The sequence below is a fragment of the Achromobacter sp. PD1 genome (assembly GCF_048541815.1).
GTDB classification, from domain to species: domain Bacteria; phylum Pseudomonadota; class Gammaproteobacteria; order Burkholderiales; family Burkholderiaceae_B; genus Achromobacter; species Achromobacter bronchisepticus_A.
In genome coordinates, this window is the sequence record NZ_CP183349.1 from 3,923,625 (window position 1) to 3,940,063 (window position 16,439).

A 16,439-nucleotide genomic window follows, 5' to 3' on the forward strand; every position below is an offset into this window, starting at 1 on the left:
ATATAGGTAACATTTTTATTTTTGCGTTTCCGGAACGATTTACTCCATATAGGCGAAGTCAAATACCGTATGCCCGCCCTGATGATGCCAATGGTGCATCGAAGCATGGCGTTTTCTCAGGAAACTTGCGTAGTGGATTTCGCCGTCCGTTTCCACGTAGGTGGATGGCGTTAGTTCCTCGATCCGGTTCAGCGACACGCCCTTGCCGTAGTGGCAGAAGCCCTGGTACTGAGCACAGCGGATCACCTCTCCGCCAGGCGACACAACGATTCCGGCGTTGCGCGCCCGCATCGGGTTGCGCACGATGGGGTTGCAGGCATGCGGCGTCCACTCGGTCGAGCGCGGCGAATCCGAAAAGAAAGCGAATAATTCGTCGCAATGGCTTTGACCGTCGGTCCGGTCAATATTAGTTAATAACCACCAGTATTCGCCGTGCTTGAAAATAATGGTATCGACGGCGGATATATTCGTCATCAAATTTACGTCAAGCTCCCACTTAAGCGGAAAATCGGTGCATTTCCAGAGTTCAATACTGCGATTTCCGCAAGTCTCCGGCACCATGTAGGTGACGCCTTCGTGTTCGAATATATAGGGAAATGACAGGTGGTAGGGCAGGTTCAAGGCCGTCCCCAACAGGCGGAAAGCCCCGTCGGAGTAGGTCGCGACCGAGATCGTGCCCTTGCGGGAAGTAAAATCGTAATCCTCGAAAAATATATACGGCTTTTTATCCTGGGTATATACGAACGGATCCGCAAAAAATCTGCCCTTGGGTGGCTGCAACACCATGGCCTCGGATACCACCGCCTGCTGCCGCGCAGAGGGAAACATGCCGATCCGCCAGCGCACATTGCGTTTCATGACGCGGCGCACAATCAAATCCGACATTAACCAGGCCTGACGCGCAATATATGCGGCGCTATCCCATTCCACCGGATCATCGCGCCGCAAGCCGCTCATGATCTGCATGCTCGGCGGCGCAACGCCTTGCTTGACGCGCGCCAGCGTCTGCAGCGCGTCGTACACCATGAAATTCCCCAGGCTGAACGCGCGCGCCTGATTCTTCAACCAGAACACTTCGGTGTTGAAACTGCGCTGGTCCAGCAGTTCGTCCTGGTCCTCTCGCGGTCCGACGCGCCAGAGTTTCACCGTGGTGTGATCTTCGCGCTGATAGACCTCCCAGAAGCCGGCATAGCGGCTGGTCGCCACCGCAATATCCGAATAGCTCAGCTGCCATACCCCCAGCCGCGTCCAGCCCGCCATTTGTTCACGCGTGGCCGGCGATGCGCCCAGCGTGATGACCAGGTCCAGGCCCAGCGCCGCGACCTGGCCCTGCATCTCGTCCGCGGACATGCCAGGCGCCAGCGACAGGACGGCGGCCGTATCCTGCGGCACGCTTTCCCGCATGTCGCGGCACGCAAGCGCCTGCCGCTGCTTTGCCGGCAACAGCCGCGCTTCCAGACGCGACAGGGCGCCAAACAGGGCGCGCACGCCCAGGCGGGGCGCTTTCTCGCCGCCCTCCTCGCTTATCACCAGCAAAGCAGCGACTTCAAAATCCTGGCTATGCCTGAGCCAATCCACCATCTCATGCATCCAACCGGGTTGCTCGTACCCGTCAACCAGCAGTCCCACTCTGTAGGTTTTCATTTCTCCTGCTCCTGTGCCAGGGCTGATCGGCCTTCCGTCCGGTAGGGCGAACGGGCTAGCCATTGCGTATTCAGGGGCGCGACAGAATCAACTCCTCGCGCTGATACTGCGGGGTTTTGCGCCTCCGTTCCAGACCACATTCATCCTAGGTCGGCAGTCCGAGGACGAATGGCTCAGGATCATGCGCAAACACTAGGAAATCGTTACTCCCTCCGCATGAGATTTGTCATCCCTCTGGCGGAGGCTGGCGAAAATCCGGTCGGTCCTGAACGCTGGAATCGCGCGCCGGTAGTGGTAAACCCTATTGGGGATAGCCGAGGCTCGCGTCTCAACCATCTCTCACGCATAATTGTTTTTAAACAAACGTTTGAATTCAACCTTATGCAAGAAATCAGACCATCCCTCACCCGTGAATCCATCCTGGACACCGCCGAGGCCTTGTTTGCCCAGCAGGGACACGATGGAACCTCGATGCGCCAGATCACCGCGGCCGCCGGCGTCAATCTGGCGTCGGTGAACTACCACTTCGGCTCCAAGGAGTCACTCGTGCAGGCGGTGCTCAAACGCCGCCTGGAAGTGCTGAACCGCGAGCGCTTGCGACTTTTGGATGAACTGGAGACGCAAGCCGAAGGCAGGCCCCTGAAGCCGTCGCAGATCGTGGATGCCTTTTTCGGCACGTTGCTGCGCCTGGCGGCGGATCCCGCGCAGGCGGGCAGCACCTTCCTGCCGCTGCTCGAACGCACCATGACCGACCCCTCCGATTTCATCCGCGCGCTGTTCGCGGAGGAGTACGCGGACGTGCTGGAGCGCTACCGCAACGCGCTGTTCGCGGCCCTGCCCGACGTACCCCGCGCGGAAATCATGTGGCGCTTCCAGTTCATGCTGGGCGCCACCTCGTACGCCATCATCGGCACCGACCTGTTGCGCTCGGTCACGGGCTGGACCATAGACGACGCCGAGCAACCGGATAACCCCAACCTGCTGCTGCCGCGCCTGATGAGCTTTCTGCTCGGCGGCCTGCGCTCGCCCCTGCCGCACGTGCCCTGAGCGCCACGCGCCCGCAGACGGAACAGAACCTCCACGGAGACAAGAAAATGCACGCAGTCATCTACGCTCTGGTCATCGTCGCGCTCCTGGCGGCGGTCTTGCTGGGCGTGCGTCCGATCCGCCGCGCCCTGTTGTCGGCGCCGATCTTCAATCTGTACCGCAAGGTGCTGCCGCAGATGTCGGACACCGAGCGCGATGCGCTGGAGGCGGGTACGGTGTGGTGGGAAGGCGAGCTGTTCCGCGGCCGGCCCGACTGGAGCCGCCTGCTGGCCTATCCCCGCCCGCGCCTGAGCGATGACGAGCAGCGTTTCCTCGACGTCCAGGCCGAAGAGGCCTGCCGCATGGTCAATGACTGGCATGTCACCCAGGAAAGCCACGACCTGCCGGCAGAGGTCTGGAGCTACCTGAAGACCCAGGGTTTCCTGGGCATGATCATTCCCAAGCAATATGGGGGCCTGGGGTTCTCGGCCTATGCCCATTCCGAAATCGTGACCAAGCTGTCCACGCGCTCGTCGGCGCTGGCGGTCTCGGTCATGGTGCCCAACTCGCTCGGCCCGGCCGAGCTGCTGCTGCATTACGGCACCGACGAGCAGAAGAACCACTACCTGCCGCGCCTGGCGCGCGGCGAGGAAGTACCCGCCTTCGCGCTGACCAGCCCCTGGGCCGGCTCCGACGCCGCGGCCATCCCCGACAGCGGCATCGTCTGCAAGGGCGAATGGCAAGGCCGCGAAGTGATAGGCATGAGGGTCACCTGGGACAAGCGCTACATCACCCTGGCGCCTGTATGCACCCTGCTGGGCCTGGCGTTCCGCCTGTACGATCCCGACGGCCTGCTGGGCGGCGCGAAAGACCTGGGCATCACCTGCGCGCTGGTGCCGCACGACCATCCGGGCGTGGACACCGGCCGCCGCCATTTCCCGCTGAATGCCATGTTCATGAATGGCCCCACGCGCGGCGCGGACGTCTTCATGCCGCTGGATTTCATCATCGGCGGCCCGGCCATGGCGGGCCAGGGCTGGCGCATGCTGATGGAATGCCTGGCGGCGGGACGCTCGATCTCGCTGCCCTCTTCCAACACCGGCATGTCCAAGCTGACGACGCGGGCGGTGGGCGGCTATGCGCGCGTGCGCAGCCAGTTCCGCACGCCCGTCGGCAAGTTCGAAGGCGTGGAGGAAGCGCTGGCGCGCATCGGCGGCAACACCTACATGATGGACGCCGCGCGCAGCATGACGGCGGGCGCCGTGGACCTGGGCGAGAAACCCTCGGTCGTGTCCGCCATCGTCAAGTACCACGTGACCGAACGGGCGCGCCAGGTCGTCAACGACGGCATGGACGTCATCGGCGGCAAGGGCATCTGCCTGGGGCCGTCCAACTTCCTGGGCCGCGCCTACCAGCAGATTCCGATCGGCATCACGGTGGAAGGGGCCAACATCCTCACGCGCAGCCTGATCATCTTCGGCCAGGGCGCGATCCGCTGCCATCCCTACGTGCTGGCTGAAATGCAGGCCGCGCAATCGCCCGACCGCAAGCGCGGCCTGGATGATTTCGACCGCGCCTTCTGGGGCCACGTGGGCTTCGTCGCAAAGAACAAGCTGCGCGCCCTGGGCACCGCCCTCACCGGCGCGCGTTTCGTCGGCGTCAACGCCGACGTCGCGCCGGAAATGAAGCGCTACTACCAATTGCTCAGCCGCTACAGCGCCGCCTTCGCGCTGCTGGCCGACACCTCGATGCTGGTGCTGGGCGGCAGCCTCAAGCGCCGCGAGCGCCTGTCGGCGCGCCTGGGCGACGTGCTGTCGCAGATGTACCTGATCAGCGCCACGCTCAAGCGCTTCGAAGACGAAGGCCGCCAGGCGGCCGACGCGCCGCTGGCGCACTGGTCCATCCAGGATGCGTTGTACAAGCTGCAGGAAGCCATCGAAGGCGTGCTGGAAAACTACCCCAACCGTTTCGTCGCCTGGAGCCTGCGCCGCCTGGTCTTGCCTTGGGGCCGCACGCAAGCCCTGCCCTCGGACCAGCTGGGCCAGGACGTTGCGCGGCTGCTGATCAACCCAAGCGCGACGCGCGACCGCCTGACCGCCGGCTGCCACCTGCCCGCGACCGAGGCCGAACCGGTGGGCGCAATCGAGCTGGCGCTGGCCGCCACGCTGGACGCCGAGCCCATCGAAGCCAAGGTCCGCGAACTTGAAAAGCGCGGCGCGCTTGACGGCAATCCGCAGGCCAACGTGCGCGACATCGCCGATGCCGCCTTCGCCATTGGCGGCATCACCGCCGAAGAATATGCAGTGGTGAAACGCCGCAACCGCTTGCGCGACACGGTGGTGAAAGTGGATGATTTCGCCTTTGACTTGCGCGCCGCGGACCAGGGCAGCCCCGCAGCCGAACGCAGGGCCGCCTGAACGCAGGGCCGCCTGAAAGGAGAAATCGGATGGCATTCAAACCGGTTTACGTCGTCGACGGCGCCCGCACGCCTTTCCTGAAGGCGCGCACCGGCCCGGGTCCCTTCTCCGCCGGCGATCTGGCCGTGCAGGCGGGCCGCGCGCTGCTGCTGCGCCAGCCTTATGCGCCCACCGACCTGGACGAGGTCATCGTGGGCTGCGCCGCGCCTTCGCCTGACGAAGTAAATATCGGCCGAGTGATCGCGCTGCGCCTGGGTTGCGGCAACAAGGTGCCGGGCTGGACCGTCATGCGCAATTGCGCCTCGGGCATGCAGGCGCTGGATTCCGCAGTGGCCAACATCCAGTCCGGCCGTTCGGAACTGGTGCTGGCCGGCGGCACGGACGCGCTGTCGCGCGCGCCGGTGCTGTATTCGGACGAGATGGTGCGTTGGCTGGCCAGCTGGTATGCCGCGCGCGGCGCAGGCGCCAAGCTCGCGGCGCTGGGCCGCTTCCGGCTGCGCAATCTCGCCCCCGTCATCGGTCTGCTCAAGGGCCTGACCGATCCGGTGGTCGGCCTGTCCATGGGGCAGACCGCCGAGAACGTCGCCACCCGCTTCGGCATCGACCGCGCCGCCATGGACGCCTATGCGGCGCAAAGCCACGCGCGCGCGCTGGCGGCCCGCGCGGCCGGCGCGCTGGGCGAGATCTCTCCGCTGATCGACACGCAGGGCAAGCTGTACCCCGACGACGACGGCGTGCGCGATGATTCCACGCCCGAGAAGCTCGCCAAGCTCAAACCCGTTTTCGACAAGCCCTGGGGCAACATCACCGCGGGCAACAGCTCGCAAGTGACCGACGGCGCCGCCATGCTGGTCCTCGCTTCCGAGGAAGCGGTGCGCAAATGGAACCTGCGGCCGCTGGGCCGCATCGTCGACAGCCAATGGGCCGGTCTCGATCCCGCGCAGATGGGCCTGGGGCCGGTGCACGCGGCCACTCCGATCATGCAGCGCCACGGCCTGGGCCTCAATGACCTGGACTTGTGGGAAATCAACGAGGCCTTCGCCGCCCAGGTGTTAGGCTGCCTGGCGGCCTGGCGCGACGATGCCTATTGCCAGGAGCACTTCGGCACGCCGGCCTGGGGCGACCTCGACCCGGCCCGGCTCAACGTCGACGGCGGCGCGATCGCCATCGGCCATCCCGTGGGCGCTTCCGGCGCCCGCATCGTGCTGCACCTGCTGGCGGCCCTGAAGCGCCGCGGCGCCAGGCGCGGCATGGCGGCCATCTGCATCGGCGGCGGCCAAGGCGGCGCGATGCTGGTCGAAACCCTGGACGAGGACCGCTCATGACGACTATCGACACGCTGGCGCACTGGCGCCTGGAGCGCGATGCCGACGGCCTGGCCTGGCTGACCTTCGACCGCGCCGGCAGCGCGGTCAACGCCTTGTCCGCCGACGCCATGAGCGAACTTGCGGTGGTGCTGGACGCGCTGGACGCGGCCCCGCCCACGGGCCTGGTCATCCGCTCCGGCAAGGCCACGGGCTTCGTCGTGGGCGCCGACGTCAACGAGTTCGCCAGCCTGGACACGCCCGAACAGGCGCGCGCGCTGGTGGCGCGCGGCTGGGACCTGTTCAACCGCCTGGCCGCGGTGCGCTACCCCACGCTGGCCCTGATCCAGGGCCACTGCCTGGGTGGCGGCCTCGAACTGGCGCTGGCCTGCCGCTACCGCCTGGTGGCGGACCAACCGGGTACTTCACTGGCCTTGCCCGAGGTCATGCTCGGCATCTTTCCCGGCTGGGGCGGCATGCTGCGCCTGCCGCGGCTGATCGGCGCGCCTGCCGCGCTGGACATGATGCTGACCGGCCGCGGCGCCGACGCGCGCCGCGCCGCCGCGCTGGGCCTGGCGGACGCGCGCGTGCCGCCTCGCCTGCTGCTGGCGGCCGCGCGCCAGACCGTGCTGTCGCGCAAGGCGCCCCGGCGCGCGCGCGGCTTCGGGGCCTGGGCCAACCGCTGGCCGCTCAAGGCCATCGTCGCCAACCGCGCCCGTAAGCAGATCGCGGCCAAGGATCCCCTGGGCCACTATCCGGCCGCGCCCGCCATCGTCGAGATCTGGGAAAAGCACGGCGGCAACGCCTTGCAGGCGCCCGCGCTGATCGAGCGCATCATTTCCTCCGACACCGCCCGCAATCTGCTGCGGGTGTTCCGCCTGCAGGAACGGCTGAAGGCCAACGGCAAGCAGGCCGGCATTGCGCCCGCGCGCCACGTGCACGTGGTCGGCGCCGGCGTGATGGGCGGCGACATCGCGGCTTGGTGTGCGCTCAAGGGCATGACGGTCACCTTGCAGGACCAGGACATGGCGCGCATCGCGCCCGCCATCAAGCGCGCTGCCCAGCTGTTCTCGCGCCGCCTGAAGGATCCGCGGCTCGCGCGCGCGGCGTTCGACCGCCTGGTGCCGGATCCCGCAGGCGGCGGCGTGCCGCTGGCCGACATCGTCATCGAAGCCATCAGCGAACAGCCCGAAGCCAAACGCGCGCTCTACCGCTCGCTGGAGCCGCGCATGAAGGCCGATGCGCTGCTCGCCACCAACACCTCCAGCCTGTCGCTGGAAACCTTGCGCGCGGACCTGGCGCAGCCCCAACGGCTGGTCGGCATCCACTTCTTCAATCCCGTGGCCAAGATGCCGCTGGTGGAAGTCGTGCACGCCGACGGCGACGCGGGCGAGACGCAGGCCCGAGCCTGCGCCTTCGTCGGCCAGATCGACAAGCTGGCGCTGCCGGTCAAGAGCGCGCCGGGCTTCCTGGTCAACGCCGTGCTGGCGCCCTACATGCTGCAGGCCATGCGCAGCGTGGACGAGGGCCTGGCGCCCGAAGCCGTGGACGCGGCCATGGTGGCATTCGGCATGCCGATGGGGCCGCTGGAGCTGGCCGATACCGTGGGGTTGGACATCGCTCGCGCGGCAGGCGCGGAACTTGCTGGCGGCGCCGAGCCGCCGCGCTGCCTGGCCGAGCGCCTGGCGCGCGGCGACCTGGGCAAGAAGAGCGGCCGCGGCTTCTACGTCTGGCGCGACGGCAAGCCGGTCAAGGGCGCCAGCCAGTCCGGCGCGCCCGCCGGCCTGGCGCAGCGCCTGATACAACCGCTGATCGACGCCACGCGCCAGCGCGTGGACGCAGGCATCGTCGCCGACGCCGACCTGGCCGACGCGGGCGTGATTTTCGGAACGGGGTTCGCGCCATTCACGGGCGGCCCCTTGCATTACCAAAGCAGTAACGCGTTGCAAAGTATAAGACCGGCTGAGGCCGATTAGGACCTGTACACCCTAAACCGGAACGACAAGACCGGCAGTGCCATAGAGACATCTATCCATCACGAGGAGGCAGTACCATGAGCAGACGTTCATTGTCCCTGAGCACCTTGTCGGCCCTCGTGGTCGGCCTGGGCGCATCCACGGCAACGCACTCGGCCGGCTTTCAGCTCCTGGAGCAGAACGCCAGCGGCCTGGGCAACGCCTATGCAGGCTCTGCGGCGAATCCGGAGAACGCCAGCATCATCTATTACAACCCGGCCGGCATGACCTACCTGCCCGGCTTCAATGTGTCCGGCGGCGTCAACCTGATCAAGCCGTCGTTCAAGTTTTCCGACAACGGCGACAGCCGCAATCCCAGCATTCCCGGCCTGCCGGGCACCGGCCTGGGCGGATCGCGTCCGACCGGCGGCAACGGCGGCGACGCCGGCAACCTGGGCGTGGTGCCCAACATGTACGCTTCCTGGCAGTTGAACGAGCAGTGGTTCATCGGCCTGGGCGTAGGCGCCCCGTTCGGCCTCATGACCGAATACGACGACGGCTGGGTGGGCCAGTACCACTCCAACAAATTCGAGATCAAGACGATCAACGTCAACCCCTCGATCGCCTACAAGGTCAACGAAAAGTTCTCCATGGGCTTTGGCGTGAACTGGCAGCACATCGACGCCAACTACAAGAAGAAGGCCGTACTGCCGGTTCCCGGCATGCCGCTGGGCACCACCGGCGACGCCGACCTGAACCTCAAGGGCGACGCCTGGGGCTGGAACGTGGGCTTCATGCTGCAACCCACGGACGACACCCGCATCGGCCTGTCCTACCGTTCGCAGATCAAGCACACGGCCAAGGGCGACACCGACATCACCAGCATCTATCCGCGCGGCAACTCGGTGTCGTTCGACGCCAAGGCGTCCGTGACCCTGCCCGACACACTGATCCTGAGCGCGGCGCACCAGTTGAACGAACGCTGGGAGCTGCTGGGCGACATCTCGTGGACGGGCTGGAGCAGCATTCCCGACCTGAAGATCCGCAACTCGGGCGTCGGCGCACGCGACGACGACCTGCCGCTGAACTTCCGCGACAGCTGGCGCGTCGCCCTGGGCGCCAACTACAAGTTCGCGCCCAACTGGAAGTGGAAAGTCGGCGTCGCCTTCGACCAATCGCCCGTGTACAAGGAAGCCGACCGTCCGACCTCGCTGCCGGACAATGACCGCTACTGGCTCTCGACCGGTATTCAGTGGCAGGCCACCAAGGACACCACGCTGGACGTAGGCTATACCTATCTCTACCTGCGCAAGACGGACATCGACACCACGTCCGGCAACCAGTTGACCAAGGGCCGCGTGGCGGGCACCTATGACAGCAATGCCCACATCCTGGGCGTACAGCTGTCGTCCCGCTTCTAACCCGCACCGGATGGCGGCCCGGCCCGGTCCGGCCGGCCCCGTCATCCGCTTTTTTCAGGAGACTGCCTTGAGCAAGTTCGTCGTCAAACACGTCGCCGTCCTGGGGGCCGGCGTCATGGGCGCGCAGATCGCCGCCCATCTGGCCAATGCCGGCGTGCCCGTCACGCTGTTCGACCTGGCCGCCGCCGAAGGCGACCGCAACGGCACGGTCAAGAAGGCGATCGCCGGCCTGAAGAAGCTGGAGCCCGCGCCCCTGGCCGGCGCCGCGCGCCTGGCGTACATCACGCCCGCCAACTACGACGACGACCTGGAACAGCTGCGCGGCTGCGACCTGGTCATCGAGGCCATCGCCGAACGCATGGACTGGAAGACCGCGCTGTACGAGCGCATCGCGCCGCACGTGGCCCCTGGCGCCATCATCGCCTCCAATACCTCGGGCCTGTCGATCGACGCGCTGGCCAATGCCCTGCCGGCGGGCCTGCGCGACCGTTTCTGCGGCATCCACTTTTTCAATCCGCCCCGCTACATGCGGCTGGTGGAGATCATCGCCACCTCGCACACCCAGCCCGTCGTGCTGGACCAGCTTGAAACCTGGCTGACCTCGACCCTGGGCAAGGGCGTGATCCGCGCGCTGGACACGCCCAACTTCGTGGCCAACCGCATCGGCGTGTTCTCGATCCTGGCGGCCATGCACCACACGGCCCGCCTAGGCCTGGCATTCGATGAGGTCGACGCCCTGACCGGCCCGAAGATCGGCCGTCCCAAGAGCGCCACCTACCGCACCGCCGACGTGGTCGGCCTGGACACGCTGGCCCATGTGGTCGGCACCATGGACAAGAATCTGCCGGACGACCCCTGGCACCGCTACTTCAAGCTGCCCGAGTGGCTCTCCGCCCTGATCGCCAAGGGCGCATTGGGGCAGAAGACGGGCGCCGGCGTCTACCGCAAGCAAGGCCGCGAAATCCTGGTGCTGGACCTGAAAGCGCAGGACTACGTGCCCAGCGCGGGCAAGCTGGCCGACGAAGTCGCCGCCCTGCTCAAGGAGCGCGACCCGGGCAAGCGCTTCGCCGCGCTGCGCGCAAGCAGCCATCCCCAGGCCCAGTTCCTCTGGAGCCTGTTCCGCGACATCTTCCACTACAGCGCCGTGCAGCTCGAACACGTGGCCGACAACGCGCGCGACCTGGACCTGGCCATGCGCTGGGGCTTCGGCTGGGCCCAAGGCCCGTTCGAAACCTGGCAGGCCGCCGGCTGGCAGGCCATCGCCGCCGCGGTGGCCGAGGACATCGCCGCCGGCCAGGCCATGAGCGACACGCCGCTGCCGGCATGGGCGCTGGAGCCCGGCCGCAACGGCGTGCATGCGCCCGAAGGCTCCTACTCCGCGCGCACCGGCCAGCTGCGCGCGCGCTCGACGCTGCCGGTGTACCGCCGCCAGCTGTTCCCCGAGCGCGTATTCGGCGAAGGCGCCAGCGCGCGCGGCGTCACGATCTGGGAAAACGAAGGCGTACGCCTGTGGAACCTGCCGCAGATCGACGCCGGCGTGGCCATCCTGTCCGTCACCTCGAAGAACCACACCCTGGGCGCGGAAGTGCTCGACGGCATCCTGCAGGCGGTGGCGCGCGCCGAGCGCGAATACGACGGCCTGGTCATCTGGCACGACGCGCCCTTCGCCGTGGGCGCCAACCTGCAACAAGTTTCCGAGGCCTGCGCCGCGGGACTATGGGACATGCTGGAAGCCACGGTTGAAAAGTTCCAGCGCACCTCGCAGTCGTTCAAGTACGCGCAGATTCCCACCGTGGCGGCCGTGCAAGGCATGGCGCTGGGCGGCGGCTGCGAATTCCTGATGCACGCCTCGCACCGGGTGCTGGCGCTGGAAAGCTATGTCGGGCTGGTCGAGGCCGGCGTCGGGCTGATTCCGGCCGGTGGCGGCAGCAAGGAATTCGCCGGCCGCGCCGCCGCGCTGGCCGCCAGGACCGCCACGCCGGGCGAGGTCTTCCCCTATCTGCAGCCGGTGTTCCAGACCATTGCCACGGCACAGGTCGCCAAGAGCGCGCTGGAGGCCATCGCCACGGGTTTCGCCCGCGAACACGACATCGTCGTGTTCCATCCGGACGAGCTGCTGTACGTCGCCATCGGCCAGGCGCGCGCTGCAGCCGAGGCCGGCTACACGCCGCCTCCCCGCCTGCGCGACATTCCGGTCGCGGGCCGCAACGGCATTGCCAACTTCGAAATGGTGCTGATCAACATGCGCGAAGGCGGCATGATCAGCGCGCACGACTACCGCGTGGCGCGCAGCGCCGCCGTGGCCCTGTGCGGCGGCGAGGTCGACACCGGCGCCAAGGTGGACGAGGAATGGCTGCTGGCCGTGGAGCGCAAGGAGTTCGTGGCGCTGCTGCGCACGCCCGAAACCCAGGCCCGCATCCGCCACACCCTCGACACCGGCAAGCCCCTGAGGAACTAGGCCCACCCCCGCAGCGCCTGCGGCGCTTCCCCCTTCAAGGGGGCGCCGACTGCGGACCGGCGGAGCCGGATCCGCGCGGCCCCGACAGGGCAAGCCAGCGGACAGCAACGGCCAGCGCCATGGACACACAAGGAATCACTATGAGCAAGCAGATTCAAGACGCCTACATCGTCGCCGCCACGCGCCTGCCGGTAGGCAAGCGCAACGGCGCCTACATCACCACCCGCCCCGACGACATGCTGGCCGCCGCGCTCAATGGCGCGCTGGCGCAGGTCCCGGGCCTGGACGCCGCGCGCATCGACGACGTCATCGCCGGCTGCGCCATGCCGGAAGCCGAGCAAGGCATGAACGTGGCCCGCATCGGCCTGTTGCTCGCCGGTCTGCCGCAAAGCGTGGCTGGCGTCACCGTGAACCGCTTCTGCGCATCCGGCCTGCAGGCAGTGGCCGATGCCGCGGCCCGCATCCGCACCGGCGAGGCCGACATCATGATCGGCGCCGGCACCGAATCCATGAGCGCCATGCCGCAGATCATGGGCAACAAGGTGTCGATGAACCCGGCCATCTTCGAGCACCAGGAAAACATCGGCATGGCCTTCGGCATGGGCCTGACCGGCGAGAAGGTCGCCGAACGCTGGAAGGTCTCGCGCGAGGACCAGGACGCCTTCGCCCTGGCCTCGCACCAGAAGGCTTGCGCGGCCATCGCCGCCGGCCACTTCCGCGCCGAGATCACGCCCTATGAAACGGTGTCGCGCCAGCCCGGCGACGCCAGCGGCACGGTGCGCACCGCGCGCCGCCTGGTCGAGACGGACGAAGGCCCCCGGCCGGACAGCAGCGCCGAGGCGTTGGCCCGCCTGAAGCCCGTATTCGCCGTGCGCGGCAGCGTCACGGCCGGCAACAGTTCGCAGATGTCCGATGGCGCCGCCGCCGTGATCCTGGTGTCCGACCGCATCCTGCGCGAATTCAATCTGAGTCCGCTGGCGCGCTTTGCCGGCTTCGCCGTGGCCGGCGTGCCGCCCGAAGTCATGGGCATCGGCCCGGTCGCAGCCATCCCCAAGGTGCTGCAACGCGCCGGCATCGGCCAGGACGCGCTGGACTGGATCGAACTGAACGAGGCCTTCGCCGCCCAATCGCTGGCGGTGATCCGCGAACTGAAGCTGGATCCCTCCAAGGTGAATCCGCTGGGCGGCGCGATCGCGCTGGGCCACCCGCTGGGCGCCACGGGCGCGATCCGCACGGCCACCCTCACCCACGGCCTGCGCCGCACCGGCGGCAAGTACGGCCTGGTGACCATGTGCATCGGCACCGGCATGGGCGCGGCCGGCCTGTTCGAGGCGATGTAGGCGGAGCGGCGCGGGACATGAAGCCCTATTGGTTCAAGAACTTGTCGCCGACATGGCGGGCGCGCCTGATGCGGGTGGGCTTCAATCTGCATCCGGCGTTCCGCGCCACCGGCGGCAAAGTGGTGCATGTGTCCGCGGACTTCCACCATATCCGCATCAAGCTGCCGCTGCTGCGGCGCACGCGCAATATCGTGGGGTCGATGTACGGCGGCTCGCTGTTCGCGGTGACCGACGGCGCCCACCCCACGATGCTGATGTCCGCGCTGGGCGCGGACCACATCGTGTGGGACAAGGCGGCCACCATACGCTACCGCAAGCCGGCGTACGCCACGCTGTATGTGGACTTCCGGCTCCCGCCCGACGAGATCGCGGAAATCCGCGCGATCCTCGCGCGCGACCATGAAACCACCCGGACTTATACGGTGGAACTCAAGGACCGCGACGGCGTGGTCTACGCCGTCGTGGAACGCACGATCTATATCGCAGACAAGAAGTTCTACAAGCAGAAGAACACTGGAGGAGAATCATGCGTCGCATCCCCGGAGGGCGAATCGCCGCCCTGAGCCTCATGCTTGCCGCCTGCCTGGCCGGCGCCCGCGCGCAGTCCGCCGACATCGAAGTGGCCGGCGTGCGCGTGCCGGACAGCCTGTCGGAAGGCGGCCGCGCCCTGGTGCTCAACGGCGCCGGCGTGCGCACCAAGTTCGTGGTCAAGGTCTACGTGGCCGCGTTGTACACCGCCGCGCAAAGCGGCGACGCGGCCGCGCTGGTCAATAGCGACGAACCGCGCCGCATGCGCCTCTTGCTGCTGCGCAACGTCGACAGCAAAAGCCTGGACGAAGCCCTGCAGGACGGATTGCGCGACAATACGTCCGCGCAGGAGCTGGCCGAGTTGAAGGCGCCGGCCGCCCGCCTGTCCGCCCTGATGGCGGAAATCGGCGCGGTGCGCGAAGGCGACGTGGTCGACCTGGATTTCGACGCCCGCGGCGTTGCGGTCACCGATAACGGCAAACTGCGCGGACGCATCGACAGCCCCGCGTTTGCGCGCGCCCTGCTGCGGGTCTGGCTGGGCGACAAACCCGCGCAAGCCTCCCTGAAAAAAGCCCTGCTGGGCGGCTAGGGCCCAAGGCTCTCTTGCTGTACAGGCCCCACACGGAAATCCGGCACATGGAACGAATCTGGCAGAAAAGCTATCCCGCGGGCGTACCCGCGGACATCGAGATGGACGGCGTGACCACGCTGGTATCGGTGGTGCGCGAGAGTTGCGAGCGCTACGCCGGCAAGACCTCGTACATCAGCATGGGCAAGTCGCTCAGCTATGCCGAGCTCGACCGCTTGACGCGCGACTTCGCGGCCTGGCTGCACGCCAACGGCCTGGGCCCCGGCGACCGCGTCGCGCTCATGATGCCCAACCTGCTGCAGTACCCCGTATGCCTGTTCGGCGCCTTGCGCGCCGGCTGCGTGGTGGTCAACTGCAACCCGCTCTATACCCCGCATGAACTCCAGCACCAGCTGGCCGATTCGGGCGCACGCGTCATCGTGGTCGCCGACAACTTCGCCGCCACCGTGCAAAAGGCCCTGGAAGGCACCGCGATAGAACGGGTGGTGGTGACGTCCATCGGCGAGCTGCTGGGGCCGTTCAAGGGCCGCCTGGTGGATTTCGTGGTCCGCCGCGTCAAGCGCATGGTGCCCCCGTGGTCCCTGCCCGGCGCCTTGCGGCTGGGCGCTGCGCTGCGCGCCGGAAGCAGCGCGCCCTTTGACGAAGTGAAGCTGGACCAGCGCGACCTGGCCTGCCTGCAATACACCGGCGGCACCACCGGCGTGGCCAAGGCCGCCATGCTCACCCACGGCAACCTGGTCGCCAACCTGAGCCAGGCCTATGCCTGGGTCCGGCCGCTGGTGACCGAAGGCGAGGAATGCATCGTGACGGCGCTGCCGCTGTATCACATCTTCGCGCTGACGGCGAACTGCCTGACCTTCATGAAGATGGGCGCCAGCAACCTGCTCATCATCAACCCGCGCGACATTCCCGGGCTGGTCAAGGAAATGCGCAAGGTGCCGTTCTCGGCCTTCACGGGCGTAAATACGCTGTTCAACGCCTTGCTCAACAACCCGGATTTCGCGCGCCTGGATTTCTCGCGGCTGCGCCTGACCATGGGCGGCGGCATGGCGGTGCAGCGCTCGGTGGCCGACCGCTGGCGCGCCGTCACCGGCCGCTCGCTGGCGCAGGCCTATGGCCTGACCGAGACCTCGCCCGCGGTCACGATCAATCCGCTGGATGTGCAGGAGTTCACCGGCTCCATCGGCCTGCCCGTGCCATCCACCGACATTTCCATCCGCGACGACGCGGGCCGGGAACTGGGCGTGGGCGAGACCGGCGAGATCTGCGTACGCGGCCCCCAGGTCACGCAAGGCTACTGGCAGCGGCCCGACGAAACCGCGCTGGTGCTGTATGCGGACGGATTCCTGCGTACCGGAGACGTGGGCTACGTGGACGAAAAGGGCTACGTGTTCCTGGTGGACCGCAAGAAGGACATGATCCTGGTGTCCGGCTTCAACGTCTATCCCAACGAGGTCGAGGACGTGGCCGCCCTGCATCCCGGCGTGCGCGAAGTGGCGGCGGTGGGCGTGCCCGACGAGCGCTCGGGCGAGGCCGTGAAGCTGTATGTGATCCGCAAGGACCCGGCGCTGGACGCCGAGACCCTGATCGCGCATTGCCGCAAGCAGCTGACGGGCTACAAGGTGCCGCGCTACATCGAGTTCCGCGACGACCTGCCGCGCACCAACGTCGGCAAGATCCTGCGCCGCGAGCTGAAACCGGCGGCGCAGGAAGCCGCTCAGGCGCAAGCCCGGCAGCCGGGTTAAGCCTGAAGACCC

General features: G+C 67.2%; 11 protein-coding genes. 10 read left to right on the plus strand and 1 reads right to left on the minus strand.

Translation table 11 applies throughout. The features are described 5' to 3' along the window. Window positions 1–39: 39 nt before the first annotated feature. A complete protein-coding gene (locus ACM1PE_RS18535) occupies window positions 40–1,644 on the minus strand; it encodes a hypothetical protein (RefSeq protein WP_118933841.1) in 1,605 nt (534 codons plus the stop codon). A gap of 381 nt (window positions 1,645–2,025) precedes the next feature. On the opposite strand from ACM1PE_RS18535, the gene ACM1PE_RS18540 reads away from it, so the two are divergent. The 10 genes from ACM1PE_RS18540 to ACM1PE_RS18585 all read left to right on the plus strand — a co-directional run bounded on the left by ACM1PE_RS18540 (window position 2,026) and on the right by ACM1PE_RS18585 (window position 16,427). After that, the gene (locus ACM1PE_RS18540; RefSeq protein WP_059372165.1) at window positions 2,026–2,691 is read left to right on the plus strand and encodes a TetR/AcrR family transcriptional regulator; all 666 of its coding nucleotides are present in this window, start codon (window positions 2,026–2,028) and stop codon (window positions 2,689–2,691) included. A 47-nt stretch (window positions 2,692–2,738) separates the two neighbouring features. Continuing rightward, a complete protein-coding gene (locus ACM1PE_RS18545; protein WP_419340643.1) occupies window positions 2,739–5,087 on the plus strand; it encodes an acyl-CoA dehydrogenase in 2,349 nt (782 codons plus the stop codon). A 29-nt stretch (window positions 5,088–5,116) separates the two neighbouring features. Further along, window positions 5,117–6,412: an acetyl-CoA C-acetyltransferase gene (locus tag ACM1PE_RS18550; RefSeq protein ID WP_251882008.1), complete on the plus strand. Its 1,296-nt coding sequence runs from the start codon at window positions 5,117–5,119 to the stop codon at window positions 6,410–6,412. Then, window positions 6,409–8,367, plus strand: a complete 1,959-nt coding sequence (locus ACM1PE_RS18555; protein ID WP_419340644.1) for a 3-hydroxyacyl-CoA dehydrogenase NAD-binding domain-containing protein — start codon at window positions 6,409–6,411, stop codon at window positions 8,365–8,367. The genes ACM1PE_RS18550 and ACM1PE_RS18555 overlap by 4 nt, the downstream gene beginning before the upstream one ends. Before the next feature lie 77 nt (window positions 8,368–8,444). Beyond that, the gene (locus ACM1PE_RS18560; RefSeq protein WP_059372156.1) at window positions 8,445–9,767 is read left to right on the plus strand and encodes an OmpP1/FadL family transporter; all 1,323 of its coding nucleotides are present in this window, start codon (window positions 8,445–8,447) and stop codon (window positions 9,765–9,767) included. A 67-nt stretch (window positions 9,768–9,834) separates the two neighbouring features. Further along, a complete protein-coding gene (locus ACM1PE_RS18565) occupies window positions 9,835–12,225 on the plus strand; it encodes a 3-hydroxyacyl-CoA dehydrogenase/enoyl-CoA hydratase family protein (protein ID WP_419340645.1) in 2,391 nt (796 codons plus the stop codon). 140 nt (window positions 12,226–12,365) lie between these two features. Further along, window positions 12,366–13,565 carry an acetyl-CoA C-acyltransferase gene (locus tag ACM1PE_RS18570; RefSeq protein WP_059372152.1) on the plus strand — a complete coding sequence of 400 codons (1,200 nt, stop codon included), beginning with the start codon at window positions 12,366–12,368 and terminating at the stop codon, window positions 13,563–13,565. 17 nt (window positions 13,566–13,582) lie between these two features. Beyond that, window positions 13,583–14,128 (plus strand): PaaI family thioesterase, encoded by a 546-nt coding sequence (locus tag ACM1PE_RS18575; RefSeq protein ID WP_059372151.1) that lies wholly within the window; start codon window positions 13,583–13,585, stop codon window positions 14,126–14,128. Next, window positions 14,092–14,682, plus strand: coding sequence for a chalcone isomerase family protein (locus ACM1PE_RS18580; protein ID WP_419340646.1), 591 nt, complete (start codon window positions 14,092–14,094; stop codon window positions 14,680–14,682). Before ACM1PE_RS18575 ends, ACM1PE_RS18580 begins: the two co-directional genes overlap by 37 nt. Window positions 14,683–14,729: 47 nt before the next feature. Continuing rightward, window positions 14,730–16,427 carry a long-chain fatty acid--CoA ligase gene (locus ACM1PE_RS18585; RefSeq protein WP_059372148.1) on the plus strand — a complete coding sequence of 566 codons (1,698 nt, stop codon included), beginning with the start codon at window positions 14,730–14,732 and terminating at the stop codon, window positions 16,425–16,427. Window positions 16,428–16,439 lie beyond the last annotated feature (12 nt).